This window comes from Streptomyces sp. NPDC026394, from assembly GCF_055567735.1.
In genome coordinates, this window is the sequence record NZ_JBVHPX010000003.1 from 617,565 (window position 1) to 639,265 (window position 21,701).

The window sequence follows — 21,701 nt, forward strand, 5'->3', positions numbered from 1 at the left end:
CTTCTGCCCCTGGTGTCACACCCGCATCGGCTGCGGTGCCTCGCGGCGCTCCGCGTCCGGGCCCGGGTACTCCCGGATGATCTCGTAGCGGGTGTTGCGCTCGACCGGCCGGAAGCCCGCGTCGCGGATCAGTTCCAGCAGGTCGTCGCGGGTGAGCTTGTTCGGCGTGCCGTAGTTGTCCGCGTCGTGCGTGATCTTGTACTCGACGACCGAGCCGTCCATGTCGTCGGCCCCGTGCTGGAGCGCGAGCTGCGCGGTCTGCACACCGTGCATGACCCAGAAGACCTTCACGTGCGGGACGTTGTCGAACAGCAGCCGGGAGACCGCGAAGGTCTTCAGCGCCTCGGCGCCGGTCGCCATCGTGGTGCGCGCCTGGAGCTTGTTGCGGACCTTGCCGTCCTTCATGTCCACGAAGTCGTGCTGGTAGCGCAGCGGGATGAAGACCTGGAAGCCGTTGGTCTCGTCCTGCAGCTCCCGCAGCCGCAGGACGTGGTCGACGCGGTGCCGGGGCTCCTCGATGTGCCCGTACAGCATCGTCGCCGGGGTCTTCAGGCCCTTCTCGTGCGCCAGGCGGTGGATGCGCGACCAGTCCTCCCAGTGGGTGTCGTGGTCGACGATGTGCTGGCGCACCTCCCAGTCGAAGATCTCCGCGCCGCCGCCGGTCAGCGACTCCAGGCCGGCGTCGATCAGCTCGTCGAGGATCTCGGAGGCGGGCAGCCCGGAGATCTTCTCGAAGTGGTGGATCTCGGTGGCGGTGAACGCCTTGAGGGAGACCGTGTCGGGCAGCGCCTCCTTGAGGGCGCTGAGCGAGCGCGGGTAGTAGCGCCACGGCAGGGTCGGGTGCAGGCCGTTGACGATGTGCAGCTCGGTGAGCTTGTCGCCCTCCATCGCCTTGGCGAGGCGGACGGCCTCCTCGATGCGCATCGTGTACGCGTCCTTCTCGCCCGGCTTGCGCTGGAAGGAGCAGTACGCGCACGAGGCGGTGCACACGTTGGTCATGTTGAGGTGACGGTTGACGTTGAAGTGCACCACGTCGCCGTTCTTGCGGGTGCGCACCTCGTGGGCGAGACCGCCCAGCCACGCCAGGTCGTCGCACGCGTAGAGGGCGATGCCGTCCTCACGGGTCAGCCGCTCCCCGGACCGGACCTTGTCCTCCAGCTCGCGCTTGAGACCCACATCCATGGATGCAGTCATCCGGCCGCCTCCCATATCTCTGCCAAAATCGGGCTTCACCGAGCGTACTCCCCCGTTTTCCGGCCCGGCCGGGCCCCCATGCCTGTACGGCCGGGAGCCCGCCGTACAGGCCCGGGGGCGGTGTTCCGCGTGTCGCGCGGCGGGCCGCCTACGCGTCCTCGGGCAGCTCGCCCACGCGGTTCTCCCACTTGGTGGAGAGCACGATGGTGGTGCGCGTCCGGGAGACGCCCTTGGTGCCCGAGAGTCTGCGGATGGTGCGCTCCAGCCCGTCCACGTCGCCGACCCGGACCTTGAGCATGTACGAGTCGTCGCCCGCGATGAACCAGGCGTCCTCGATCTCCGCGAGGTCGCGCAGCCGCATCGCCACGTCCTCGTGGTCGGCCGCGTCCGACAGGGAGATGCCGACCAGGGCGGTGACGCCCAGGCCGAGCGAGGCCGCGTCGACGGTCGCGCGGTAACCGGTGATCACGCCGGCCGCCTCCAGGCGGTTGATCCGGTCGGTGACGCTGGGCCCGGACAGGCCCACGAGCCGGCCCAGCTCCGCGTACGAGGCCCTGCCGTTCTCCCGCAGTGCCTGGATGAGCTGCCTATCTACGGCATCCATACGCCCCTGACCTTCCATTCACTCTGCAATCCCGGCTTTTACATGTAGAATCTAAGGCATACAGGGGATGCGACCCTGTAGAACCGTCAATCCCAGTTGATCAAAGACGATCTTTCCCAGGAGATGTCACCGTGTACTCGATCGAGATGGCCTACGCCCGCATGCGCGAGCTGCAGGAGCTGGCCAATCGTTCACGTGCTCACCGTCCCGCCGCCACCGCCCAGGGCAAGCGCCGCTTCGGCCGTAACGGCTCCATCGCCAAGCAGCGCTAGTTCCCCTCCTTGGAGCCCGATCCGAGCTCCCCTTCCCACCGCCGGTAGAGCCGGTGCGGCACATCCGCCGCGTCCAGCACCCGGCCCGCGACGAAGTCCACCAGATCCTGGATGTGCGTCGCTCCCGCGTAGAACGCCGGCGAGGCGGGCACCACGACGGCGCCCGCCTCGTCCAGCGTCACCAGATGCCTGAGGGTCTGCCCGTTCAGCGGGGTCTCCCGCACCGCGACCACCAGCTTCCTGCGTTCCTTGAGCGTCACGCTCGCCACCCGCTGGAGCAGGTCCTTCGACAGGCCCAGCGCCACACCCGCCACACACGCCGTGCTGGCCGGCACGATCAGCATCCCCTTGACCGGGTACGAACCCGACGACGGCCCCGCGGCCAGATCACCGGCCGGCCAGTACCGCACCAGGTCCAGATCGGCGTCCGTGACGCCGAACGTCCCCGGCTTGCCGTCCGCGCCGCGCGCCAGCCACTCCCGCAGGTCCGCGCGCCAGTGCGCGTCCCGGAAGGAGATGCCCGTCTCGTCCAGCAGCGTCAGCCGCGAGGCCCGGCTGACGATCAGGTCCACCGCCTCGCCCGCCGCGAGCAGGCCGCGCACCACGGACGCCGCGTACGGCGTGCCGGACGCGCCGGAGACGCCCACCACCCAAGGGCGGCGGGGCACGTCGGCGGACCCGGCGGCCGGGCGGGCGGAGTGGCCGCCGGGCCTTGTGACACCGGGCTGACTGGGGTTGTTGTCCTGCGGTTCCACGGTTCGAGCCTATCCGGCGGAACCATCGGACCCCGCACGGCCGTTTGTTCCAGTGAACGGGGAAGGGGAGGTGCCGCGGATGATGACGCGAGCGCTGGAGCGGGCCAGGCCCGCCGCCGTACTGATGCTCGGCTGGGTCGCCCTGCTGTGGGTCCTGGAGATCGCCGACGCCGCGTCCGGCAACGCGCTGGACGCCTTCGGCGTGCGGCCGCGTGAGATGAGCGAGCTGGCCGACGTGCTGCCCGCCGCCTTCATCCACTTCGGCTTCGACCACCTGACGGCCAACACCCTGCCGCTGCTGCTCCTCGGTTTCCTCGCCGCGTTCCGCGTCGGGCTGCGCCGCTTCGCCGGGGTGGCCCTGCTGATAGCCCTGACCAGCGGCCTGGGCGTCTGGCTGACCGCCCCCGCCGGGAGCAACACGGCCGGCGCCTCCGGCGTCGTCTTCGGCCTCTTCGGCTATCTCCTGATACGCGGCTTCATCGACCGCAAGCCGCTGGACATCGGCCTCGGCGTGCTGGTCGCCGTGGTGTACGGCTCGATCCTGTGGGGCGCGCTGCCCACCGACAGCGGCATCAGTTGGCAGGGCCACCTCTTCGGGCTGGTGGGCGGCGTCCTGGCGGCATGCGCCTTCCGGCAGCGCCCGGCCGAGCGGATATCCGGCGTGGGCACGCGGGCGGTCCCGTAGGCGGACCGTGGCGGCCCGGCGTCCGGGCGGCTGAGCGGTGGCCGGTGGCGGTGATGGTCACGGCGTACGGCGCTCCGGAGGCAGCCGTCCCCCCGGAGCGCTACGGCTCGGACCGTCAGACCGTCAGGCCGCGGACGAACAGGTCGAGCAGCGCGCAGACGAACAGCGCTATCCCGATGAACCCGTTGACCTGGAAGAAGGCCCGGTTGAGCCGGGAGAGGTCGTGCGGCCGCACGATCGTGTGCTCGTAGAGGAAGGCACCGACGACGATCACCAGACCGACCCAGAAGAACGCTCCGGCGTGGGTCGCGAGCGCGTACCAGACCAGCAGGGCCGTGGTGACGGCGTGGCAGGCGCGGGCGCCGTGCAGCGCTCCCGGGATGCCGAAGCGGGCCGGGACGGACTTCACGCCGTGCGCCCGGTCGGCCTGCACGTCCTGGCAGGCGAAGATCAGGTCGAAGCCGCCGATCCAGACGCCGACGGCGACCCCGAGGATCACCGCGTCCCAGGACCAGGACCCCGTGACGGCTATCCAGGCGCCGATCGGACCGATCGCCTGGGCGAGGCCCAGGATCGCGTGCGGGAAGTTCGTGAACCGCTTCCCGTACGGATAGACCACCATCGGGATCACGGCGATCGGGGCCAGCGCCAGGCACAGCGGGTTGAGCAGCGCCGCGGCGCCCAGGAAGAACACCACGGCGATCAGCGCGCCGGTCCACGCCGAACGCACGCTCACCGCGCCGGTGACCAGCTCGCGGCCCGCGGTGCGCGGATTACGGGCGTCGATCTCCCGGTCGATGATGCGGTTGGCGGCCATCGCGAACGTCCGCAGGCCCACCATCGCGACCGTGACCAGCAGCAGCTCGACCCAGTGGACGCTCCGGTCCGTCCCGTGCATCGCGGTCAGCGAGGCGATGTAGGCGAAGGGCAGCGCGAAGACCGAGTGCTCGATCATCACCAGGCGGAGGAAGGCTTTGATCTTGCCGGGCGGTGCGGGTTCGGGGGCGAAGAGATCCGGTGTGGCTGAATCGGCGCTCATGTCTAGAACCCGTACTCCTTCCAGCGGCGGTCGACCTTCGCCGCCGTCTCGCGGTCCGACTCGACCATCTCCGGCCAGCCGCCGTCCCTCGTGTAGCCCTCCTCGGGCAGCTTGCGCGTCGCGTCGATGCCCGCCTTGCCGCCCCAGAACTGCTGGTAGGAGGCGTGGTCGAGGTGGTCGACCGGCCCCTCGACGACGGTCAGGTCGCGCGCGTAGTCCGTGTTGCCGAGGGCCCGCCAGGACACCTCGTGCAGGTTGTGCACGTCGCAGTCGGCGTCGACCACGATGATCAGCTTGGTCAGCGACATCATGTGCGCGCCCCAGATGGCGTGCATCACCTTCTGGGCGTGCTTGGGGTACTTCTTGTCGATCGAGACGATCGCACAGTTGTGGAAGCCGCCCGACTCGGGCAGGTGGTAGTCCACGATGTCCGGCACGATGATCTTCAGCAGCGGCAGGAAGAACCGTTCCGTTGCCCGGCCCAGCGGCCCGTCCTCCGTCGGCGGCCGGCCGACGACGATCGACTGGAGCAGCGGCCGCCTGCGCATCGTGACGCAGTCGATGGTCAGCGCGGGGAACGGCTCCTGCGGCGTGTAGAAGCCGGTGTGGTCGCCGAAGGGGCCCTCCGGCAGCATCTCGCCCGGCTCCAGCCAGCCCTCCAGCACGACCTCGGCGTTGGCCGGGACCTGGAGCGGCACGGTCTTGCAGTCCACCATCTCGATCCGCTTGCCCTGGACGAACCCGGCGAAGAGGTATTCGTCGATGTCGCCGGGCAGCGGCGCGGTGGAGGCGTACGTCACGGCCGGCGGGCAGCCGAAGGCGATGGCGACCGGCAGCTTCTCGCCGCGCTTGGCGGCCACCTGGTAGTGGTTGCGGCTGTCCTTGTGGATCTGCCAGTGCATGCCGATGGTGCGCTTGTCGTGGCGCTGGAGGCGGTACAGGCCCAGGTTGCGTACGCCGCTCTCCGGGTCCTTGGTGTGGGTCAGGCCCAGATTGAAGAACGACCCACCGTCCTGCGGCCAGGTGAACAGCGCGGGGAGCGTGTCCAGGTCGACGTCGTCGCCCTGGAGCACGACCTCCTGGACCGGGGCGCTGTCGCCCTTGACCTTCTTCGGCGGTACGTGCGTCATGTTGGCGAGCTTGCCGAACGCCTCCCGCACCCCGACGAAGCCCTGCGGCAGCTCGGGCCGGAGCAGTCCGCCGATCTTGTCGCTGATGGCGTCGTACGACGTCAGGCCGAGCGCCTTGAGCAGCCGGCGGTCGGTGCCGTACACGTTCATCGCCAGCGGCATCGACGAGCCCTTGACGTTCTCGAAGAGCAGCGCGGGACCGCCGGACTTCTGCACCCGGTCCACGATCTCGCCGACTTCCAGGTGCGGGTCGACCTCGGCCTTGATCCGCTTGAGGTCGCCCTCCCGGTCGAGCGCGCGCAGGAACGAGCGAAGGTCGTCATAAGCCATGCGTTCCAGTATCCGGTACGCACTACCCTGGACGGGTCACCGGGCCCCGCCGAGGCCCGCCCGTCAGCTCTGGGGGGCTGCTTCCGCAATGCTCAGGTATCTGCCGTTCCTCGTGATCCTGGCGCTGTGGATCTATGCGTTCATCGACTGCCTGAACACGCCGGAGAACCAGGTCCGCGGCCTGCCGAAGATCGCCTGGGTCTTCATCATCCTGCTCTTCGGCGAGGTGCTGATCGGGCCGGTCGCGTGGTTGGTGGCCGGCCGGCCCCGCCGTGAGCACGCCGGGGGCGGCGCCGCGTCGCCGTGGCCGCGCGGCGGGCGCGGCGCGGCCCGGAAGTGGGTCGCACCGGACGACAACCCCGACTTCCTGCGCTCGCTCAAGGACGAGGGCAAGAAGGAGGACGGCAAGAAGGACGAGGCCAAGAAGGACGAGGGCAAGCGGGACGAGGCGCTCCTGAAGGACTGGGAGGCCGACCTGCGGCGCCGCGAGGAGGAACTGCGGCGCAAGGAAAACGGTTCGGCGGACGGCGAGGGCGGCACCCCGCCGCCGAAGGGCTGACGCCCCGCCGCGTACCGGCGCGCCCCGCCCGCCTTACGGGCCGCCCGGCACGCCTCTGCCCGCCTTACCGGCCAGCCCCGCCCGTCTACCGGCGCCCCGCCCCGGGCCCCGGCGCGTGCCCCCGTACCCGCACGCCCTCCCCGCACGCCCCGCCACCGGACACCCCGGCCTGATCACGTCCCACGCGTTGCCCGGCCGTCCCGAGGCGAGGAGAGTGGCCGTCGTGAGGGACCGGGAGCGGAAGATGCTGGCGACGGCGGTCGCCGAGGCACGGGCCGGACTGGCGGAGGGCGGCATCCCCATCGGCGCCGCGCTGTACGGGCCCGACGGCACCGTCCTCGGACGGGGCCGCAACCGGCGCGTCCAGGACGGCGACCCGTCCGCGCACGCCGAGACCACCGCCTTCCGGGCCGCCGGCCGGCAGCGCGGCTACCGCGGCACGACGATGGTCACCACCCTGTCCCCCTGCTGGTTCTGCAGCGGCCTGATCCGTCAGTTCGGCATCCCGCGCGTCCTGATCGGCGAGACCCGCACCTTCCACGGCGGACACGACTGGCTGGCGCAGAGCGGCATACGGATCGTGCTGCTGGACGACGTGGAGTGCCGCGCCCTCATGCGGGAGTACATCGCGGCCCGGCCCGAGGTATGGAACGAGGACATCGGCCATGAGTGACCCCCCGCGCCCCACGCCCACCTCTCCAGCCTCCCCCACCACCTCCCCCTCTCCAGCCTCCCCCGTCCCCACCATCGACCTCACCCGCTGGCGGACCGGCGACGCGGACACCCGTCGCAGCATCGCCGAGGCCGTCGACACCGGACTGCGCGCCGCCGGCTTCCTCCTCGTCACCGGCCACGGCATCGACCAGGAGCTGCGGACCCGTATCCGCCGCACCGCCCGCACGTTCTTCACCCTGCCCGCCACGGCGAAGCAGCCGTACGCCACCGAGGTCGGCGGCCGCGGCTGGCTCGGCCCCGGCGCCGAGGCCAACGGCGCCGCCGAAGGCACCACGACCCCGCCGGACCTGAAGGAGTCGCTGTCCTTCGCCTCCGAGGAGCCGACCGGCGTCCCGTCCGTCGACGCGGAGTGGTTCCTGCCCAACGTCTGGCCCCACCAGGTCCCCGCCCTCCGCACCGACGTCCAGGACCTCCTGACCGCCCTGCGCGCCCTCTCCGACCAGCTCCTGGAACTCCTCGCCACCGCCCTCGGCGCCGCCCCCGACCGTTTCACCCGGCACACCACCCACCCCACCTGGGGCTTCAACATCAACTGGTATCCGGGTACGCAGACGGTGGGCGAGGCCCTGCCCGGCCAGTTCCGCATCGGCCCGCACACCGACTTCGGCGCGGTCACGGTCCTGGACCGGCAGTACGGCAAGGGCGGCCTCCAGATCTGGACCGACCCGGCGCACGGCGGCACCGGCTGGCAGGACGCCCCGTACGTACCCGGCTCCCTCACCGTCAACATCGGCGACCTGATGGCCCACTGGACCGACGGCCGCTGGCGCTCCGGCCGCCACCGCGTCCTGCCGCCCCCGCCGGACGCCCCCACCGAAGAGCTGATGTCCCTGGTCTACTTCTACGAGTGCGACCCCGGCACCCGCGTCGGCGACCTGCCGGACTCCCACACGTACCTACGCGGCCAACTCGACGCCATCAACACGCAGGGCACCTCCTGACGCCCCGGGCCGCCGCCCGAATTCGGTGGCCGCCCGAGCCGCCGCCCGCCCAGACTGACTGCCCATGAGCAGCGAGAACAACCGTCTGAACCACACCACCGAGCCCGCCGCCCACCCCGAACCGCTCCGCCGCGTCCGGGCCGTCCACACCGCCACGACCATCACCGTCTACCAGGCGTACAGCCCGTCCCTCGGCCTCCCCGCCGCCCGCGACGGCCGCTTCCCGCCCGCCTGGAAACGGGAGCGCATGACGTGGATCAAGCCGTCGTTCCTGTGGATGATGTACCGCTGCGGCTGGGCCACCAAGCCCGACCAGGAGCGTGTCCTCGCCATCGAGATCGACCGCACGGGCTTCGACTGGGCGCTGCGCCACGCCTGTCTGTCCCACTACGACCCCGTCGTCCACTCCGACCGGGACGCCTGGAAGCGGCAGTTGCACGCCTCCCCCGCCCGCATCCAGTGGGACCCCGAACGCGACCTGTGCCTCAAGCCCCTCCCGTACCGCTCACTCCAGCTCGGCCTGTCCGGCGAGGCGTCCCGCCGTTACGCCGACGAGTGGACCGTCGCCATCCGGGACGTCACCCCACTCGCCCACGAGATCCACGCCCTGGTGGCCCGCGGCGACCTGACCAGCGCCGCCGCCCTCCTCCCCGAGGAACGTCCCTACCCGGCTGCGGCCGGCACCCCGGGCCTCTACTGCCCGGCTGCCGCGTAGTCCGCGCGCAGTTCCCGCCACCGTTCCAGGTTCCACGTGGACCAGTCCTCGGGCCGTCCGGCGAGGGCATCGACGAGGAATTCAAAGTGCTGGTGCCAGCCCGCGAGGCAGTCCAGGCGGAAGGCGGGCGGCCCGGTGAACTCGTTGGTGAAGCGGAGGCGGGTGCCGTGCGCGCCGGAACCGTCGCGCGACTGGAGATCGAAACGGATCCGGCCGTGGACATCGACGGTGTACTCGGCCAGCCGGGTCGGCCCCCAGCCCGTGACCTGCCCGGGCGCCACCGTCGCGACGCCCTGCTCGTCGGTGTTCTGCCAGCGCAGTGTGATCGCGCCGCCCTCGTGCCGGATGAACGGATCGGCGGCAGCGAGCCAGCCCGGCAGGCCCTCCTGGGTGGCCACCGCGGACCAGACCTCCTCCACAGCCTGGGGAAGGTTCAGCTCGTACCGCAGGGTGTGGACGTCGTCGACGGAAACGGCGGTGCCGTACGGGACGGGGCTCTCAAGACGATCCATGAGGCCACCGTCGCGTACGGCACGGGTTTCCGCCGGGGTACTGCTCCGACCGGGTCAGACCCCCGAGTAGGAGTGCAGCCCCGAGAAGAAGTAATTCACGACGTAGTAATTGAAGATGTACGTCAGGAAGGCGAACAGGCCCAGGTAGGCGGCCTTGCGGCCCTTCCAGCCGGCGGTGGCGCGGGCGTGGAGGTAGGCGGCGTAGGCGACCCAGGTGACGAAGGACCAGATCTCCTTGGAGTCCCAGCCCCAGTAGCGGCCCCACGCCTCGCCGGCCCAGACGGCGCCCGCGATGATCGTGAAGGTCCACAGGGGGAAGATCGAGGCGTTCACCCGGTAGGAGAACTTGTCCAGGCTGGCGGCCGCGGGCAGGCGCTCCATGACGGAGGTGGCGAAGGCGCCGGGCTGCTTGCCGGACGGGTCGGCCAGCTTGCTCTCGTAGCGGTCGCGGAAGAGGTAGAGCAGCGTGGAGACGGCGCCGAGGTAGAGGAAGGCGCCGGAGATGATCGCGCAGCTCACGTGGATCCACAGCCAGTACGAGTGCAGGGCCGGGACCAGCTGGGAGCTGTCGGTGTAGAGCCAGGTGACGGCCACGCCCAGGTCCAGCAGGACGGTGGCGGTCAGCAGCAGGCCGATCCAGCGGACGTTCTTCTTCAGGGCGAGAAGGACGAGGTACGCGGCCACCGCGACCATGCCGAAGGTCGTGGAGAACTCGTACATGTTGCCCCAGGGGGCGCGCTGTACGGACAGGCCGCGGGTGAGGACCCCGCCGAGGTGGATCAGGAACGCGAGGGTGGTCAGCGAGATGGCGATCCGGCCGTACAGGTCGCCCTTCTCGGTGCCGCCCGCGGCGCCCGGGCCATCCGGGACGTCCCGGCTGCCGTTGGCCGCGCGGGTGACGACCTTGGGGCGCTCCAGTACGGCGGTGCCGCCGCCCTGCTCCGCCGTCCGGGCCGCCGCCCCGGCGGGGGCGGGCACCGTGGCGGTCAGGGCCGCGGCCGTACGGCCGACCTTGCTGCGGCTGCCGAAGGCCCACTCGGCGAGGTGCGCGAGGAAGGCGAGGGTGTACACGGCCATGGCCGAGTAGATCAGCACGTTGCTGATACTGGCCAGGTTCTCGTTGGTGGCTGCGGCAGCGAGGTTCACGCGCGCGCTCCTTCGGAGGGATCAGCAGGATCGGCGGAGTCGGAGGGCTTCGCCGCGTTCTCGGGCTCGGTGGGGGTGGGAGTGGGGGCGGGTTCCGCGGCCTGCGGCGCGTCCGGGCCCAGGGCTTCCGCCAGGTCCGCCAGTTCCTCCGGCAGGCGGGCGGACTCGCTGCGGCCCAGGCCCGCGAGTTCGACGACGGTCACCCCGTCGGCGCCCTCGACGGCCCGTACCCACACCCGGCGGCGCTGGATGAACAGCGAGCCGGCCAGGCCGAGCAGCACGGCGATCGCGCCGATCAGCGCGAGGCCGTTGCCGGGCTGGTGGGAGACCTGGAAGGTGGCCCACTGCTTGACGCCGACGAACTTGATGCTGCCGTCGCCGCCGGGCAGCTTCATCGTCTCGCCGGGCTGCATCATCTGGGCGACGGCGCGGCCGTCCTGCTTGTACTGCTTGAGGTTCTTCTTCTCCAGCTGGTACACGCTCTGCGGCAGTCCGGAGTCCACGCCGAGGTCGCCGTGGTACGCGGTCAGCGTCAGCCGGGGATTGTCCAGCGCGGGGAACGTGGAGAACATCGAGCCCGAGCCCTTGCCGCCGTACGTCGGCACGAAGAAACCCGAGAAGCCGAGCTGGTTGCGCTTGCCGTCCCGGGTCAGCGCGTTGGGCACCTTGACCACACCGGTGGAGGTGTAGTTCTGCATGTCCTGCGGCAGGAAGGGCACCGCGCCGCTGTAGACCTTCTTGCCGCGGCCGTCGGTGACCTCGACGACCGGCGCGTAGCCGTGCGAGAGCAGGAAGATCTTGGAGTCGGCGATCTCCAGCGGGTGGTTGACCTCGATCTTGCCCTGGTGCTCCTGGCCGTCCGCACCCCGGAAGTACGTGATGTTGGCGCGGAACTCGCGCGGGGTGCCCTTCTGGGGGCCGGTGCGCTCGTAGGACGCGTCGAAGCTCTTGAGGGAGAAGCCGAAGGGTTCGAGGTCGTCGGTGTCGTAGAAGGCGCCCGACTTGAAGTTGTCGTACTGGGTGAGGCTGTTCGCGAAGCCGTCGCCCTCGGTGATCAGCTTGCCGCCCTCGGACTTCCACAGGCTGCCGACGGCGACCGCCACCAGGATCACGATCAGTGAGATGTGGAAGACGAGGTTGCCGGCCTCGCGCAGGTAGCCCTTCTCGGCGGCGACCGCGTCGCCGACCGTGTGCGCGCGGAAGCGGCGCTTCTTCAGCATCCGCTGCGCGGCGCCGAGCACCTCCTCGGGCGCCCGGTCCGTACGCCACGTGGTGTACGCGGGCAGCCGGGTCAGCCGGCGCGGGGCGCCCGGCGGGCGGCTGCGCAACTGGCCGACGAACTGCCACGTACGCGGCACGATGCAGCCGATCAGCGAGATGAACAGCAGCAGGTAGATCGCGGAGAACCAGACCGAGCTGTAGACGTGGAAGAGTCCCAGCTTGTCGTAGACCGGCGCCAGCGTGGTGTGGTCGGCCCGGAACTGCTCGACCTTGGTCGGGTCGATGCTGGTCTGCGGGACCAGCGAGCCGGGGATGGCCCCCAGGGACAGCAGGAACAGCAGGATCAGCGCGACCCGCATCGAGGTCAGCTGCCGCCAGAACCACCGGGCCCAGCCGATCGGCCCGAGGGACGGGAGGGTGACTCCCCCGGACGCCTCCTCCTCGGGCGCGGTGGACATCTGCGAGCCCGCGGCGCCGACATCGGCGTCGTCGGCGTCGCGGGCGGCGTCGGTCTTGGTGGTCATCGATCAGATCCCTGGGGTGAAGCTGTTGGTCCAGCTCTGCAGGCCGGACATCAGATCGGCCCACGCGCCGGTGAGGAGCAGGACGCCGAGCACGACCATCATGCCGCCGCCCAGCCGCATCACCCACACGTAGTGGCGCTTGACCCAGCCGAAGGCGCCGAGCACCTTGCGGAAGGCCAGCGCGACGGCGATGAAGGGCAGGCCCAGTCCCAGACAGTAGGCCACGGTCAGCAGGGCGCCGCGTCCGGCACTGGCCTGGTCGATGGCGAGCGAGCTGACCGCGGTGAGGGTCGGGCCCAGGCACGGCGTCCAGCCGACGCCGAAGAGCACGCCGAGGACCGGCGCGCCGGCCAGGCCCATGGCGGGCTTCTTGTGGAAGCGCAGCTCGCGCTGGCCGAAGTTCTTCAGGATGCCGGCGAAGGCCAGGCCGAGCAGGATCAGCAGGACGCCGAGGACCTTGTTGAGCACGTCCTGGTGTTCCTGGAGCACGCTGCCGAAGAACCCGAAGAGCGCGCCGGTGGAGACGAAGACGGCGGTGAAGCCGAGGACGAAGAGGGAGGCGCCGGCGAGCATCCGGCCGCGCTTGGCGTCGGCGAGGTCCGTACCGGTCACGCCGGTGACGTAGGACATGTAGCCGGGGACCAGCGGCAGCACGCAGGGCGAGAAGAAGGAGACCAGTCCGCCGAGGAGGGCGACGGGCACGGCGAGCAGCAGCGTGCCCGAGGTGATGGTGGAGGCGGGGCCCGAGGTGGCGGCGGCGAGCGCGATCACGTGATCACTTCTCGTCGATCAGCGGCTGCAGCATCTTGCGCAGCTCGTCCTCGCCGAGCGGGCCGATGGACCGCGCGGCGATCTTCCCCTGCCGGTCGACGGCGATGGTGGAGGGGATCGCCTGCGGGTTGAGGCTGCCCTTGGGGAAGCGCAGCATCAGCTTGCCGGTCGGGTCGAACAGGCTCGGGTACGGCACCTTGTGCTGTTCCTCGAAGCTGACCGCCTGGGACTTCTGCGAGTCGCGGGTGTTGATGCCGACGAACTGGACGCCCTTGGCCTTGGTCTCGTTCGCGACCTTGGCGAAGTTGGGGGCCTCGGCGATGCAGGGGGCGCACCACGATCCCCAGACGTTGAGGATGACGACCTTGCCCTTGTAGTCCGCGATGTCCAGCTTCGCACTCTGGGTGGTTTCGCCGGAGATGTCGGGTACGGGCTTACGGTCCGCCTTGGCGACCCGCTCGACGCCGTCCTTGCCCTCGACGAACTGGGTCTGTTCGGAACCGCCGGAGGTGCCCTCGCCGCAGGCGCTCAGCGTCAGCGCGGCGAGCGCGGCTCCCGCGGCGAACAGCGCGGTGCGGCGATGACTGGCGAGTCGTCGGGGGACGCGGCAGGCACTCATGTGAAAAGTTTCGCATGGGGCCGTGGCGGATCTTCCGCACCCCCCTCGCCGGGGCGGCAGCGGTCATGTCGGGGCACGTCAGGCGGGTTACGGCGGCCGTGGCGAGCCGCGTCGGCCCGCTCGTACCCGTCGGCAGGTACGGACCAGGGCGCGCATCTGTCGGGCAGGTACGGACCAGGGCGCGCATCTGTCGGGCAGGTGCGGGCCGGGGCGCGCGCCTGTCGGCAGGTACGGACCGGAGCCCGCGCCTGTCGGCAGGTACGGACCAGGGCGCGCGGCCCGGCCCGTACCTCCGCGCCTCAGGCGCCCGAGAGGAACGTCTTCCAGCCGCCCGCGGGCTTCCGGCCGACCGGCAGGCCCTGGAGCTTGGCCACGACCTTCGGGTCCTGCGCGTCGAGCCAGTCGGTGAACTGCCGGAAGGAGACCAGGCGCACGTCCTTGCGCTTCTCGTCGGCGATGTGCTTCAGCGCTTCCTCGACGGCGTCCATGTAGAGGCCGCCGTTCCACTGCTCGAAGTGGTTGCCGATGAACAGGGGCGCGCGGTTGGTCTCGTAGGCCCGCTCGAAGCCCTTGATGTACGCGCCGGTGGCCTCCTTGCGCCAGCCCGGGTAGTTGGCGGGCGGGCCCTTGGTGGAGTTCTTCGACTGGTTCGCGAGGATGTTGTAGTCCATGGAGAGGACCTCGAACCGGTGTCCGGGGAAAGGTATCTGCTGGAGCGGGAAGTCCCAGATGCCCATCTTCTTCTTGGGCCACATCTGCAGGCCGCCCGGCGAGCTGGCGTCGTAGCGCCAGCCCAGCTTCTTGGCGGTGGGCAGCAGGTTGTCCTGGCCGAGCAGGCACGGCGTACGGCCGCCGATCAGTTCCTTCTTGTAGTCGAAGGGCAGCGGCTCAAGGTCGGTGAAACCGGTGTTCGTCCGCCATTTGGTGACGAAGTCCATGGCCTGGTCGATCTCGGACTGCCACTGGGCGGGGGTCCAGTGCTTGACCGAGGTACGGGCCTCGCCGCAGAAGTGCCCGTTGAAGTGGGTGCCGATCTCGTGGCCCTCCAGCCACGCCTCCCGCACGTTCTTCAGGGTCGCCTTGATGTGCTCGTCGGAGAGATAACCGATGTCCGAGGCGCCGACCTTGTTGTTCGGCGGTCGGTAGAGGTGCTTCTTCGACTCCGGGAGGCAGTAGAGCCCGGAGAGGAAGAAGGTCATGGCCGCGTTGTGGTCCTGGGCCAGCTTGCGGAAGCGCGGGAAGAGGCCGTTGCCCACCTCTCCCGCGCCGTCCCACGAGAAGATCACGAATTGCGGCGGGGTCTCGCCGGGCTCCAGCCGGCGCGGCTTCTCCGGCTGGTGGGGCTGCGGGCCCGCGTCGGCCGTCGAGCCGTCGCCGATCGGCTTGGCCTTGGCCTGCACGGCGTTCTTGTCCTGGCCGGAGCCGGACCCGGAACCGGAGCCGGTGGAGCAGCTCGCGACGCCGAGCGCCGCGGCCGCCCCCACTCCCATGCCCAGCACGTTCCGCCGACTGATCGCGCGCATACCGTCGTCCCCATCCGTACTCGTCACACTCAATATCCGTATAAACGGACATCGGGTAAGAGGCATTGTCGAACACGGAGGTTCCGGGCTATTGGCGCGAATTTATTATTTTGCTTGTAGATGACCTCACGTCACACCGGCCCCTCGCATCCCTCACACCACACGATGCGAAAAACCGGCCGGAGGTTACGCTCCGAAGGCTTTGGATTTCCCGGCCTGCGGCTTGGCACCCGCCCGCAGGTGCGCCGGCACCAGATCGAGCGCCGGCTCGCTGTAACCCACCGAAATGATCTTGTCGCCGCGGAAGGTGAACGAGGTCAGCGAGGCGAGCGTGCACTGCCGCTTGCGCGGGTCGTGCCACAGCCGCCGCCGCTCGGCGAAGCTGCGCACGATCCAGATCGGCAGCTGGTGGCTGACCGCCACCGCCTCGTGCCCGCGGGCCGCGTCGCGCGCCGCGCCGAGCGCCCCCATCATCCGTACGACCTGCTCCAGGTACGGCTCGCCCCACGAGGGGCGGAACGGGTTGGTCAGGTACTTCCAGTTGCCGGGCTTCTTCAGCGCGCCGTCACCGACCCCGAAGGTCTTGCCCTCGAAGACGTTGGCCGCCTCTATCAGCCGCTCGTCGGTGGCCAGGTCCAGACCGTGCGCCTTGGCGACCGGCGCCGCGGTCTCCTGCGCCCGCTCCAGCGGGGACGCCACGACGTGCGTGATGTCCCGCCCGGCCAGGTGCTCGGCGACCCGGTCGGCCATGGTCCGGCCTAGCTCGGAGAGGTGGTAGCCGGGCCGGCGGCCGTACAGCACGCCCTCCGGGTTGTGCACCTCGCCGTGCCGCATCAGGTGTACGACGGTGATGTCTGCGACGTCTGCGTTGTTTTCGTTGTTTTCGTTGTTTTCGATGTTTTCGCTGCTCATGTCACCCATCTTCCGGTCCGCTCCGCCGTCCGCCGCGCTCACGCGCTCGCTTCGGCGGCGGCCCGCGCGGCCGACGGCAGGGCGGCGGCGATCCGCTCGACCGCCCGCTCGTCGTGGGCGGTCGAGACGAACCAGGACTCGAACGCGGACGGCGGCAGGTACACGCCCTGGGACAGCATCGAGTGGAAGAAGGCGGTGAAGCGGAAGGACTCCTGCGCCTTGGCCGAGGCGTAGTCGGTCACGTCCTGGTCGGTGAAGGCGAACGAGAACATGTTGCCCGCGACCTGGAGGCGGTGCGCGACGCCCGCCTTCGTGAGGGCGTCGGTGACCAGCGAGCGCACCTGCTCCGAGACCGCGTCGACCTTCTCGTAGGCCGCCTCGTCCAGCAGCTTGAGCTGCGCGACGCCGGCGGCGGTGGCGACCGGGTTACCGGACAGGGTGCCCGCCTGGTAGACCGGGCCGACCGGGGCGAGGTGCGCCATCACGTCGGCGCGCCCGCCGAACGCCGCGGCCGGGAAGCCGCCGCCCATGACCTTGCCGAAGGTCATCAGGTCGGGCCGGACGCCATCGATGCCGTACCAGCCGGTCCGGCTGACCCGGAAGCCGGTCATGACCTCGTCGGAGATGTAGAGCGCGCCGCTCTCGGCGCAGAGGTCCTTCAGGCCCTGGTTGAAGCCGGGCAGCGGCGGGACGACGCCCATGTTGCCGGCCGCGGCCTCGGTGATCACGCAGGCGATCTCGCCGGGGTGCGCGGCGAAGGCGGCCCGGACGGCCTCCAGGTCGTTGTACGGCAGCACGATCGTGTCACCGGCCTGGGCGCCGGTGACGCCGGGCGTGTCCGGCAGCCCGAAGGTGGCGACGCCGGAGCCGGCCGCGGCCAGCAGCGCGTCCACGTGCCCGTGGTAGCAGCCGGCGAACTTCACGACCTTGGTGCGGCCGGTGAAGCCGCGCGCCAGCCGGATGGCGGACATCGTCGCCTCGGTGCCGGAGGAGACCAGCCGGACCTGCTCGACCGGGTCGATCCGGTCGACGATCCGCTCGGCCAGCTCCACCTCGCCCTCACCGGGCGTGCCGAAGGAGGTGCCGCGGGCGACGGCCTCCTGGACGGCGGCGAGCACCTCGGGGTGGGAGTGCCCGAGGATCATCGGGCCCCACGAGCACACGAGGTCGACGTACTCGCGTCCGTCGGCGTCGGTGAGGTACGGACCGGTACCGGACACCATGAACCGGGGCGAACCACCCACGGCGCCGAACGCGCGCACGGGAGAGTTCACCCCGCCCGGCGTCACAACGGCCGCACGGTCGAAGAGCGTCTGCGAAACTGGGGCTTCATAGGGAAAAGGCACTGTGATCCTGACCTGCGCAAATGTAGGAAGGGGCGGCGGCCGGCGGCGGCACCCGGGCGGAGCGCGGAGCGGAAATCCCCTCGCCACCGACCAGGTGTCAGACCCCGCGGGTCTGCAAAACTGGGGCAACGTACGAGTAAGTCACGCAAGCAATGGTCTCAGAGGCGCACGGGGGCGCGCGGCCGGGAGTTTCGCGCGCCGGTGACGGGGGAGGTCTCTGAGACGATGATCGGGTTGCGCGGCTGGGGCTGCGAGTGGTCGGGTGGAGATATGCATCGCGGTGGCGGACTGGGCGAGGGCACCGATGACCGGGGGCCTGAGCGCGACCAGCGGGGCCGCCACCGGCGCGAGGAGATCAAGGGCGGGGGAAACAGGGGCGGCCGCATGGGGGTGACGTACAAATACTTCGGCGCGCCGAACGGTGCCACGGCGGCGCGCGTGCCGATCTCGATGCGGCCCGAAGAGCTCGGCGGCGACGAGCTCGGCATGGGCGGCATGTTCACGAAGATCAAGCCGGAGACGATGGCCGCGATGGTCCTCACCGGCATAGAAGGCATACCGCTGCACAAGGTCCCCCCGCTCGAACTGGTCGTCCTCCATCCCGACTACGCCGTCGTCAAGCTCCCCATGACGGTCGTCGACCCGCTGCGCGGCGTCGGCGAGGAGTCGGTGGGCGCCGCGGCCTTCATCTGGTCCACGGTCCCCGACCGCGGCGGCCCCCGGGACGCCTTCACCGTCTACCAGTTGCTCCACGAGTGGCAGGACTTCTCCCACCGGCTGCACGACGCCGGACACCAGGCGTACTGCCTGGTGTGGCCGTGACCTGCGAAAAAGCCTCAGGAGCCGGTCCGCTGCCGGGGCCCGGCAGCGGGTGACCGGGGCTTTCCCGGCCGCGACGGCCCGGTGACCGGAGTTTTCCCGGCCGCGGCGGCCCCACCCGCGACCTCACCGGCCGCACGGTCGGACGTCCGGTGGCCGTCCGGCGGACGTCCGGCCCGCGGCCGGGGTCACGGACGGCGGACTCGGGCGGCGCGCGCCGTACGGGTGACGCGCCGTCAGGGCGCCCCCATATCCGACCGGTCGGGCACGCATGCTGTTCGCGCCACCCGCCCCGGACTACCCTGGAAGGTGCAGCCCGAGTCCCCGGCAGCGCGGAAGCCCGTCCGCCCCGAGGAGGCGCGTGCTGATGGCAGATCCCGGAACGTCCCTCGACTTCCCGCGCGTCGGCGCGGTGGGCACGCGGGTGCCGACCCGCCACCGCACCCGGCACGCCCCGGCGCGGACCTCCGCGCCGGCCGCGCCACCGGAGCCCGCGACGGCTGAGGTGCCGTCGGTTCCCGTGACGGACACCGACTTCGCGGTCCTCATCGTGCGCGGCCGGGTGGACCTGGCGACCCTGCCCGCCCTGCGCGAACGCCTGCGGCGCCTGCCCCGCGCTCCCGGGAGCCTGCTGATCGTCGACCTGTCCGAGGTCACCTCCTGCTGCGCGCTCGCCCTCGGTCCGCTCGTCGCGGCGGCCAGACGGGCCCGTACCCAGGGCGGTGACCTGCGTCTCGTCCAGCCGAGCCCGGCCGTCCTCGCGGCGTTGCACGCCAGTGGGCTGAACCGGCTGCTGCCGGTCTTCTCCGGCCTGGACACCGCGACCGGATCCCCGGCCGCCGAACCGCCCGGCCGGTCGGCCGGGGCCGTGGCCTAGAACGTGTCCTCCGGATCAGCCCGGGCCCGTGGCGCCTGGCCGACCCGGAAGGCACGGCCTGGCAAGCGCTCCGGGCGGGGCGCTTCCGATCACCGCACACTCCTGGGAGGTGCGCAGTGTTCCCGCTTCTGCTCGTCTCGTTCCTTCTGACGGCCGTCGCCGGGTTCTCGAACCCGGCGTGGTGGCTGGCTTCCGCCGTGCTGCTCTACCTCACCGTGCGCTACCGCCAGGGGTACCTGGGCTACGACGCGGAGTACCGCGCCTACCGGGAGCGCCGCATCCGCCAGGACCGCTACGACAAGCGGTACCGCGCGGAGCGGGGCGGCGCGGCGAAGGGCAAGTAGCCCGCCGGGGCCGGGCGGGGGGCCGCCGGATGAGCGGTCACCAGGTGGGCCTGGCCGACACCCCGCCGTCCACCACAAGGTCGTGACCGGTCACCCACGCGGCCATCGGCGAGGCGAGGAAGACACACGCGTCGCCGATGTCCTCGGGGCGGCCGAGCCGGCCGGCCGGTACCGCCCGCAGGTAGCGGGTCACACCGTCCGGCCAGGCCTCCGCCAGGCCCTCGCGGCCGATCAGGCCCGGCGAGACGCTGTTGACGCGGATGCCGTCGGGTCCGTACTCCAGCGCGGCCGTGCGCGCGTGCATCACGACGGCCGCCTTGGACGCGCAGTAATGGGCGTGGGCCGCCGTGGGCTGGTGCGCCTCGATGGAGGCGATGTGGGTGATCGAGCCGCCTCCGCCGTCCCGCATCACCGCCGCGGCGGCCTGGGTGCAGGCGAAGGTGCTCAGCACGTTGGTGGCGTCGACCTCGCGCCAGTCGTCGACGGTCATGGTGGCCAGGTCCTGGACGGGCTGCACACCGGCGTTGTTCACCAGGGCGGTGAGCCGGCCGCGCCACTCCGCCGCCGTACGCACCAACTGGTGGCACTCCTCCTCGGCGGACAGGTCGGCCCGTACGGCAAGCGCGCTGCCGCCCTCCTCCTCGATACGCGAGACGAGCGCTTCGGCGGCGGTGGCGTTCGTACGGTAGTGGGCGACGACCGCGGCGCCCGCCGCGGCGAGGCGCAGCGCGATGCCGGTGCCGAGGCAGCCGCCCGCGCCGGTGACCAGGGCCACCTGGCCTGCGAGGGAGGGCAGCCCCGGGCTGCCGGCGGGCGCGCTCACGGGCGGGACAGCGCGGTGATGCGCGCCGCCTCCTGGGGGTAGCGCGCGGCCAGTTCGGCGGCGTCCCCGTGCTCGTACACGTCGTAGGTGAAGCCCGGCGCCATGGTGCAGCCGAGCAGCGACCAGGCGCCGCCGTCGGCGACCTCGGCGGCCATCCAGGTGCCGGCCGGCACCGTGAACTGGACGTGCTGGCCGCCCAGCACGTCCGGGCCGAGGACAGCCGTCCGGGTGCCGCCGGACGGGTCCAGCAGGAGCATCGAGAGCGGGTCGCCGAGGTAGAAGTGCCAGACCTCGTCGGTGGGCAGGCGGTGGAGCGCGCTGTGGCCGTCGGGTTCCGCGGTGAGCAGGACGACGATCGCGGTGCCCGCCGGCCGTCCGTCGGGGCGTTCGGGCCCCGCCCAGGTCTGCCGGTAGCGGCCGCCCTCCCTGGGCAGCGGCTCCAGTCCGTAGAGTTCGACGATTTCCTGGGGCGACGGTGACACGGACGGTTGCCGGGCCATGCGTCTCCTTCCCGGTCCACTGCGGGTACGGCGGCACGTACGGCTGGTGCGGCCACCACCGTAGAACGGCGGTGGCGCCGCGTCCGGAGATCGCGGAAGTCGGGCGCGTTCCGGACGGACCGGGGCGGGCGCCCGGCCGGGCCGGGCCACCGGCGCTACGGGTGCTCGGCGGTCAGGTAGTGCTGGATCGTGGGCGCCAGCCAACTGACGACCTCCTCGCGGCCGAGGTCGACGGCGGGCGGCAGCAGCAGGACGTACCGCAGCATGCCCATGCCCACGAGCTGGGAGCCGACCAGCGCCGCGCGGGACGCGTCCTCCTCCGGGACCGCGCACACCGCCGCGAGCGCCGGTCTGATCTGTTCGGCGAAGACGCCGCGCAGCCGGTCGGCGCCCGCCTCGTTGGTGACGGCGACGCGCACCATCGCGGTCAGCGTCTCGTCGCGCTCCCAGCGGTCGAGGAAGTGCCGTACGAGCAGGGCGCCGAGCTGGTCGCGCGGTACGGACGTCAGGTCGGGCAGCTTCAGGTCGATCTCGGAGGCCGCCGCGAACAGGCCCGCCTTGTTGCCGTAGTAGCGCATGACCATCGACGGGTCGATGCCCGCGTCCCGGGCGACGGCCCGGATGGTGGCGCGTTCGTACCCCTCGGCGGCGAAGCGCTCGCGGGCGGCTTCGAGGATCGCGGCACGGGTGGCCTCGGAGCGACGGGGACGGTCCGGTGCGGCGTCCGGAGCGGGTGGGGGGGATGCGGTCTCAGCCATGCCAACGACTGTAGGCCAACAACTGTTGACCGGCCAGCAGGCCGGCT

At 71.2% G+C, this 21,701-nt stretch carries 25 protein-coding genes; 9 read left to right on the top strand and 16 right to left on the bottom strand.

The window, feature by feature from the left end; all coding sequences use genetic code 11:
• Window positions 1-15: 15 nt before the first annotated feature.
• Both mqnE and ACZ4QV_RS11200 read right to left on the bottom strand, forming a co-directional pair.
• Window positions 16-1,182 carry an aminofutalosine synthase MqnE gene (gene mqnE / locus ACZ4QV_RS11195; RefSeq protein WP_361150130.1) on the bottom strand — a complete coding sequence of 389 codons (1,167 nt, stop codon included), beginning with the start codon at window positions 1,180-1,182 and terminating at the stop codon, window positions 16-18.
• A 160-nt stretch (window positions 1,183-1,342) separates the two neighbouring features.
• A complete protein-coding gene (locus ACZ4QV_RS11200; RefSeq protein ID WP_030017842.1) occupies window positions 1,343-1,798 on the bottom strand; it encodes an Lrp/AsnC family transcriptional regulator in 456 nt (151 codons plus the stop codon).
• Between the two features lie 131 nt (window positions 1,799-1,929).
• Here ACZ4QV_RS11200 and ACZ4QV_RS11205 point away from each other — a divergent pair, with 131 nt between their 5' ends.
• Window positions 1,930-2,070 (top strand): hypothetical protein, encoded by a 141-nt coding sequence (locus ACZ4QV_RS11205; protein WP_361150231.1) that lies wholly within the window; start codon window positions 1,930-1,932, stop codon window positions 2,068-2,070.
• Here the strand turns inward: ACZ4QV_RS11205 and ACZ4QV_RS11210 are convergent.
• Window positions 2,067-2,738 carry a UbiX family flavin prenyltransferase gene (locus ACZ4QV_RS11210; RefSeq protein ID WP_361150128.1) on the bottom strand — a complete coding sequence of 224 codons (672 nt, stop codon included), beginning with the start codon at window positions 2,736-2,738 and terminating at the stop codon, window positions 2,067-2,069. The genes ACZ4QV_RS11205 and ACZ4QV_RS11210 overlap by 4 nt on opposite strands.
• A 166-nt stretch (window positions 2,739-2,904) precedes the next feature.
• Here ACZ4QV_RS11210 and ACZ4QV_RS11215 point away from each other — a divergent pair, with 166 nt between their 5' ends.
• Window positions 2,905-3,510, top strand: a complete 606-nt coding sequence (locus tag ACZ4QV_RS11215) for a rhomboid family intramembrane serine protease (RefSeq protein ID WP_361148979.1) — start codon at window positions 2,905-2,907, stop codon at window positions 3,508-3,510.
• 115 nt (window positions 3,511-3,625) lie between these two features.
• Here ACZ4QV_RS11215 and mqnP read toward each other — a convergent pair whose 3' ends face one another.
• Both mqnP and ACZ4QV_RS11225 read right to left on the bottom strand, forming a co-directional pair.
• Window positions 3,626-4,549: a menaquinone biosynthesis prenyltransferase MqnP gene (mqnP, locus tag ACZ4QV_RS11220; protein WP_361584165.1), complete on the bottom strand. Its 924-nt coding sequence runs from the start codon at window positions 4,547-4,549 to the stop codon at window positions 3,626-3,628.
• 2 nt (window positions 4,550-4,551) lie between these two features.
• Window positions 4,552-6,009: a menaquinone biosynthesis decarboxylase gene (locus tag ACZ4QV_RS11225; RefSeq protein ID WP_361584162.1), complete on the bottom strand. Its 1,458-nt coding sequence runs from the start codon at window positions 6,007-6,009 to the stop codon at window positions 4,552-4,554.
• An 88-nt stretch (window positions 6,010-6,097) separates the two neighbouring features.
• Here ACZ4QV_RS11225 and ACZ4QV_RS11230 point away from each other — a divergent pair, with 88 nt between their 5' ends.
• The 4 genes from ACZ4QV_RS11230 to ACZ4QV_RS11245 all read left to right on the top strand — a co-directional run bounded on the left by ACZ4QV_RS11230 (window position 6,098) and on the right by ACZ4QV_RS11245 (window position 8,959).
• A complete protein-coding gene (locus tag ACZ4QV_RS11230; RefSeq protein ID WP_361584159.1) occupies window positions 6,098-6,568 on the top strand; it encodes a PLD nuclease N-terminal domain-containing protein in 471 nt (156 codons plus the stop codon).
• Between the two features lie 244 nt (window positions 6,569-6,812).
• A complete protein-coding gene (locus tag ACZ4QV_RS11235) occupies window positions 6,813-7,241 on the top strand; it encodes a nucleoside deaminase (RefSeq protein ID WP_361584489.1) in 429 nt (142 codons plus the stop codon).
• Window positions 7,234-8,244 (top strand): isopenicillin N synthase family dioxygenase, encoded by a 1,011-nt coding sequence (locus ACZ4QV_RS11240; protein ID WP_361584156.1) that lies wholly within the window; start codon window positions 7,234-7,236, stop codon window positions 8,242-8,244. Before ACZ4QV_RS11235 ends, ACZ4QV_RS11240 begins: the two co-directional genes overlap by 8 nt.
• 64 nt (window positions 8,245-8,308) lie before the next feature.
• Complete coding sequence (locus ACZ4QV_RS11245) at window positions 8,309-8,959, top strand: DUF4291 domain-containing protein (RefSeq protein WP_361584153.1); 651 nt, start codon at window positions 8,309-8,311, stop codon at window positions 8,957-8,959.
• Here the strand turns inward: ACZ4QV_RS11245 and ACZ4QV_RS11250 are convergent.
• The 8 genes from ACZ4QV_RS11250 to hemL all read right to left on the bottom strand — a co-directional run bounded on the left by ACZ4QV_RS11250 (window position 8,938) and on the right by hemL (window position 17,533).
• Window positions 8,938-9,471: an SRPBCC domain-containing protein gene (locus ACZ4QV_RS11250; protein ID WP_361148964.1), complete on the bottom strand. Its 534-nt coding sequence runs from the start codon at window positions 9,469-9,471 to the stop codon at window positions 8,938-8,940. The two genes, ACZ4QV_RS11245 and ACZ4QV_RS11250, sit on opposite strands and share 22 nt — an antisense overlap.
• A gap of 54 nt (window positions 9,472-9,525) precedes the next feature.
• Window positions 9,526-10,617, bottom strand: coding sequence for a c-type cytochrome biogenesis protein CcsB (gene ccsB / locus ACZ4QV_RS11255; protein WP_361148961.1), 1,092 nt, complete (start codon window positions 10,615-10,617; stop codon window positions 9,526-9,528).
• The gene (gene resB / locus ACZ4QV_RS11260) at window positions 10,614-12,362 is read right to left on the bottom strand and encodes a cytochrome c biogenesis protein ResB (RefSeq protein ID WP_361148958.1); all 1,749 of its coding nucleotides are present in this window, start codon (window positions 12,360-12,362) and stop codon (window positions 10,614-10,616) included. Before resB ends, ccsB begins: the two co-directional genes overlap by 4 nt.
• 3 nt (window positions 12,363-12,365) lie before the next feature.
• The gene (locus ACZ4QV_RS11265; RefSeq protein ID WP_361148956.1) at window positions 12,366-13,133 is read right to left on the bottom strand and encodes a cytochrome c biogenesis CcdA family protein; all 768 of its coding nucleotides are present in this window, start codon (window positions 13,131-13,133) and stop codon (window positions 12,366-12,368) included.
• 4 nt (window positions 13,134-13,137) lie between these two features.
• Window positions 13,138-13,752 carry a TlpA family protein disulfide reductase gene (locus tag ACZ4QV_RS11270; RefSeq protein WP_361148954.1) on the bottom strand — a complete coding sequence of 205 codons (615 nt, stop codon included), beginning with the start codon at window positions 13,750-13,752 and terminating at the stop codon, window positions 13,138-13,140.
• A gap of 299 nt (window positions 13,753-14,051) precedes the next feature.
• Entirely contained in the window at window positions 14,052-15,275 is a 1,224-nt protein-coding gene (locus tag ACZ4QV_RS11275) for a polysaccharide deacetylase family protein (protein WP_361148952.1), read from the bottom strand.
• 186 nt (window positions 15,276-15,461) lie between these two features.
• A complete protein-coding gene (locus ACZ4QV_RS11280; RefSeq protein ID WP_361584146.1) occupies window positions 15,462-16,187 on the bottom strand; it encodes a histidine phosphatase family protein in 726 nt (241 codons plus the stop codon).
• Between the two features lie 38 nt (window positions 16,188-16,225).
• The gene (hemL, locus tag ACZ4QV_RS11285) at window positions 16,226-17,533 is read right to left on the bottom strand and encodes a glutamate-1-semialdehyde 2,1-aminomutase (protein ID WP_361584143.1); all 1,308 of its coding nucleotides are present in this window, start codon (window positions 17,531-17,533) and stop codon (window positions 16,226-16,228) included.
• Between the two features lie 270 nt (window positions 17,534-17,803).
• Here hemL and ACZ4QV_RS11290 point away from each other — a divergent pair, with 270 nt between their 5' ends.
• From ACZ4QV_RS11290 to ACZ4QV_RS11300, 3 genes are all read left to right on the top strand, one after another.
• Window positions 17,804-18,355, top strand: coding sequence for a hypothetical protein (locus ACZ4QV_RS11290; protein WP_078624706.1), 552 nt, complete (start codon window positions 17,804-17,806; stop codon window positions 18,353-18,355).
• 364 nt (window positions 18,356-18,719) lie between these two features.
• A complete protein-coding gene (locus ACZ4QV_RS11295) occupies window positions 18,720-19,229 on the top strand; it encodes an STAS domain-containing protein (protein ID WP_361148947.1) in 510 nt (169 codons plus the stop codon).
• A 116-nt stretch (window positions 19,230-19,345) separates the two neighbouring features.
• Entirely contained in the window at window positions 19,346-19,573 is a 228-nt protein-coding gene (locus tag ACZ4QV_RS11300; protein ID WP_361148945.1) for a hypothetical protein, read from the top strand.
• Window positions 19,574-19,610: 37 nt separating this feature from the next.
• Here ACZ4QV_RS11300 and ACZ4QV_RS11305 read toward each other — a convergent pair whose 3' ends face one another.
• The 3 genes from ACZ4QV_RS11305 to ACZ4QV_RS11315 form a co-directional block, all read right to left on the bottom strand.
• Window positions 19,611-20,396, bottom strand: a complete 786-nt coding sequence (locus ACZ4QV_RS11305; protein ID WP_361148942.1) for an SDR family NAD(P)-dependent oxidoreductase — start codon at window positions 20,394-20,396, stop codon at window positions 19,611-19,613.
• Window positions 20,393-20,896, bottom strand: a complete 504-nt coding sequence (locus ACZ4QV_RS11310; protein ID WP_361148940.1) for a cupin domain-containing protein — start codon at window positions 20,894-20,896, stop codon at window positions 20,393-20,395. Before ACZ4QV_RS11310 ends, ACZ4QV_RS11305 begins: the two co-directional genes overlap by 4 nt.
• Window positions 20,897-21,051: 155 nt before the next feature.
• Window positions 21,052-21,654, bottom strand: a complete 603-nt coding sequence (locus tag ACZ4QV_RS11315) for a TetR/AcrR family transcriptional regulator (protein ID WP_361584136.1) — start codon at window positions 21,652-21,654, stop codon at window positions 21,052-21,054.
• Window positions 21,655-21,701: the final 47 nt, after the last annotated feature.

Excerpts from the sequence above, each read along its gene's own strand:
- ACZ4QV_RS11280 (WP_361584146.1), bottom strand. The coding sequence starts at position 16,187 with ATGAGCAGCGAAAACATCGAAAACAACGAAAACAACGAAAACAACGCA.
- ACZ4QV_RS11225 (WP_361584162.1), bottom strand. The coding sequence starts at position 6,009 with ATGGCTTATGACGACCTTCGCTCGTTCCTGCGCGCGCTCGACCGGGAG.
- ACZ4QV_RS11215 (WP_361148979.1), top strand. The coding sequence starts at position 2,905 with ATGATGACGCGAGCGCTGGAGCGGGCCAGGCCCGCCGCCGTACTGATG.
- resB (WP_361148958.1), bottom strand. The coding sequence starts at position 12,362 with ATGACCACCAAGACCGACGCCGCCCGCGACGCCGACGACGCCGATGTC.
- mqnP (WP_361584165.1), bottom strand. The coding sequence starts at position 4,549 with ATGAGCGCCGATTCAGCCACACCGGATCTCTTCGCCCCCGAACCCGCA.
- ACZ4QV_RS11295 (WP_361148947.1), top strand. The coding sequence starts at position 18,720 with ATGGCAGATCCCGGAACGTCCCTCGACTTCCCGCGCGTCGGCGCGGTG.
- ACZ4QV_RS11315 (WP_361584136.1), bottom strand. The coding sequence starts at position 21,654 with ATGGCTGAGACCGCATCCCCCCCACCCGCTCCGGACGCCGCACCGGAC.
- ACZ4QV_RS11235 (WP_361584489.1), top strand. The coding sequence starts at position 6,813 with ATGCTGGCGACGGCGGTCGCCGAGGCACGGGCCGGACTGGCGGAGGGC.
- ACZ4QV_RS11230 (WP_361584159.1), top strand. The coding sequence starts at position 6,098 with ATGCTCAGGTATCTGCCGTTCCTCGTGATCCTGGCGCTGTGGATCTAT.
- ACZ4QV_RS11200 (WP_030017842.1), bottom strand. The coding sequence starts at position 1,798 with ATGGATGCCGTAGATAGGCAGCTCATCCAGGCACTGCGGGAGAACGGC.
- ACZ4QV_RS11310 (WP_361148940.1), bottom strand. The coding sequence starts at position 20,896 with ATGGCCCGGCAACCGTCCGTGTCACCGTCGCCCCAGGAAATCGTCGAA.
- ACZ4QV_RS11275 (WP_361148952.1), bottom strand. The coding sequence starts at position 15,275 with ATGCGCGCGATCAGTCGGCGGAACGTGCTGGGCATGGGAGTGGGGGCG.
- ACZ4QV_RS11290 (WP_078624706.1), top strand. The coding sequence starts at position 17,804 with ATGCATCGCGGTGGCGGACTGGGCGAGGGCACCGATGACCGGGGGCCT.
- ACZ4QV_RS11245 (WP_361584153.1), top strand. The coding sequence starts at position 8,309 with ATGAGCAGCGAGAACAACCGTCTGAACCACACCACCGAGCCCGCCGCC.
- ACZ4QV_RS11250 (WP_361148964.1), bottom strand. The coding sequence starts at position 9,471 with ATGGATCGTCTTGAGAGCCCCGTCCCGTACGGCACCGCCGTTTCCGTC.
- ACZ4QV_RS11240 (WP_361584156.1), top strand. The coding sequence starts at position 7,234 with ATGAGTGACCCCCCGCGCCCCACGCCCACCTCTCCAGCCTCCCCCACC.
- ACZ4QV_RS11270 (WP_361148954.1), bottom strand. The coding sequence starts at position 13,752 with ATGAGTGCCTGCCGCGTCCCCCGACGACTCGCCAGTCATCGCCGCACC.
- mqnE (WP_361150130.1), bottom strand. The coding sequence starts at position 1,182 with ATGGATGTGGGTCTCAAGCGCGAGCTGGAGGACAAGGTCCGGTCCGGG.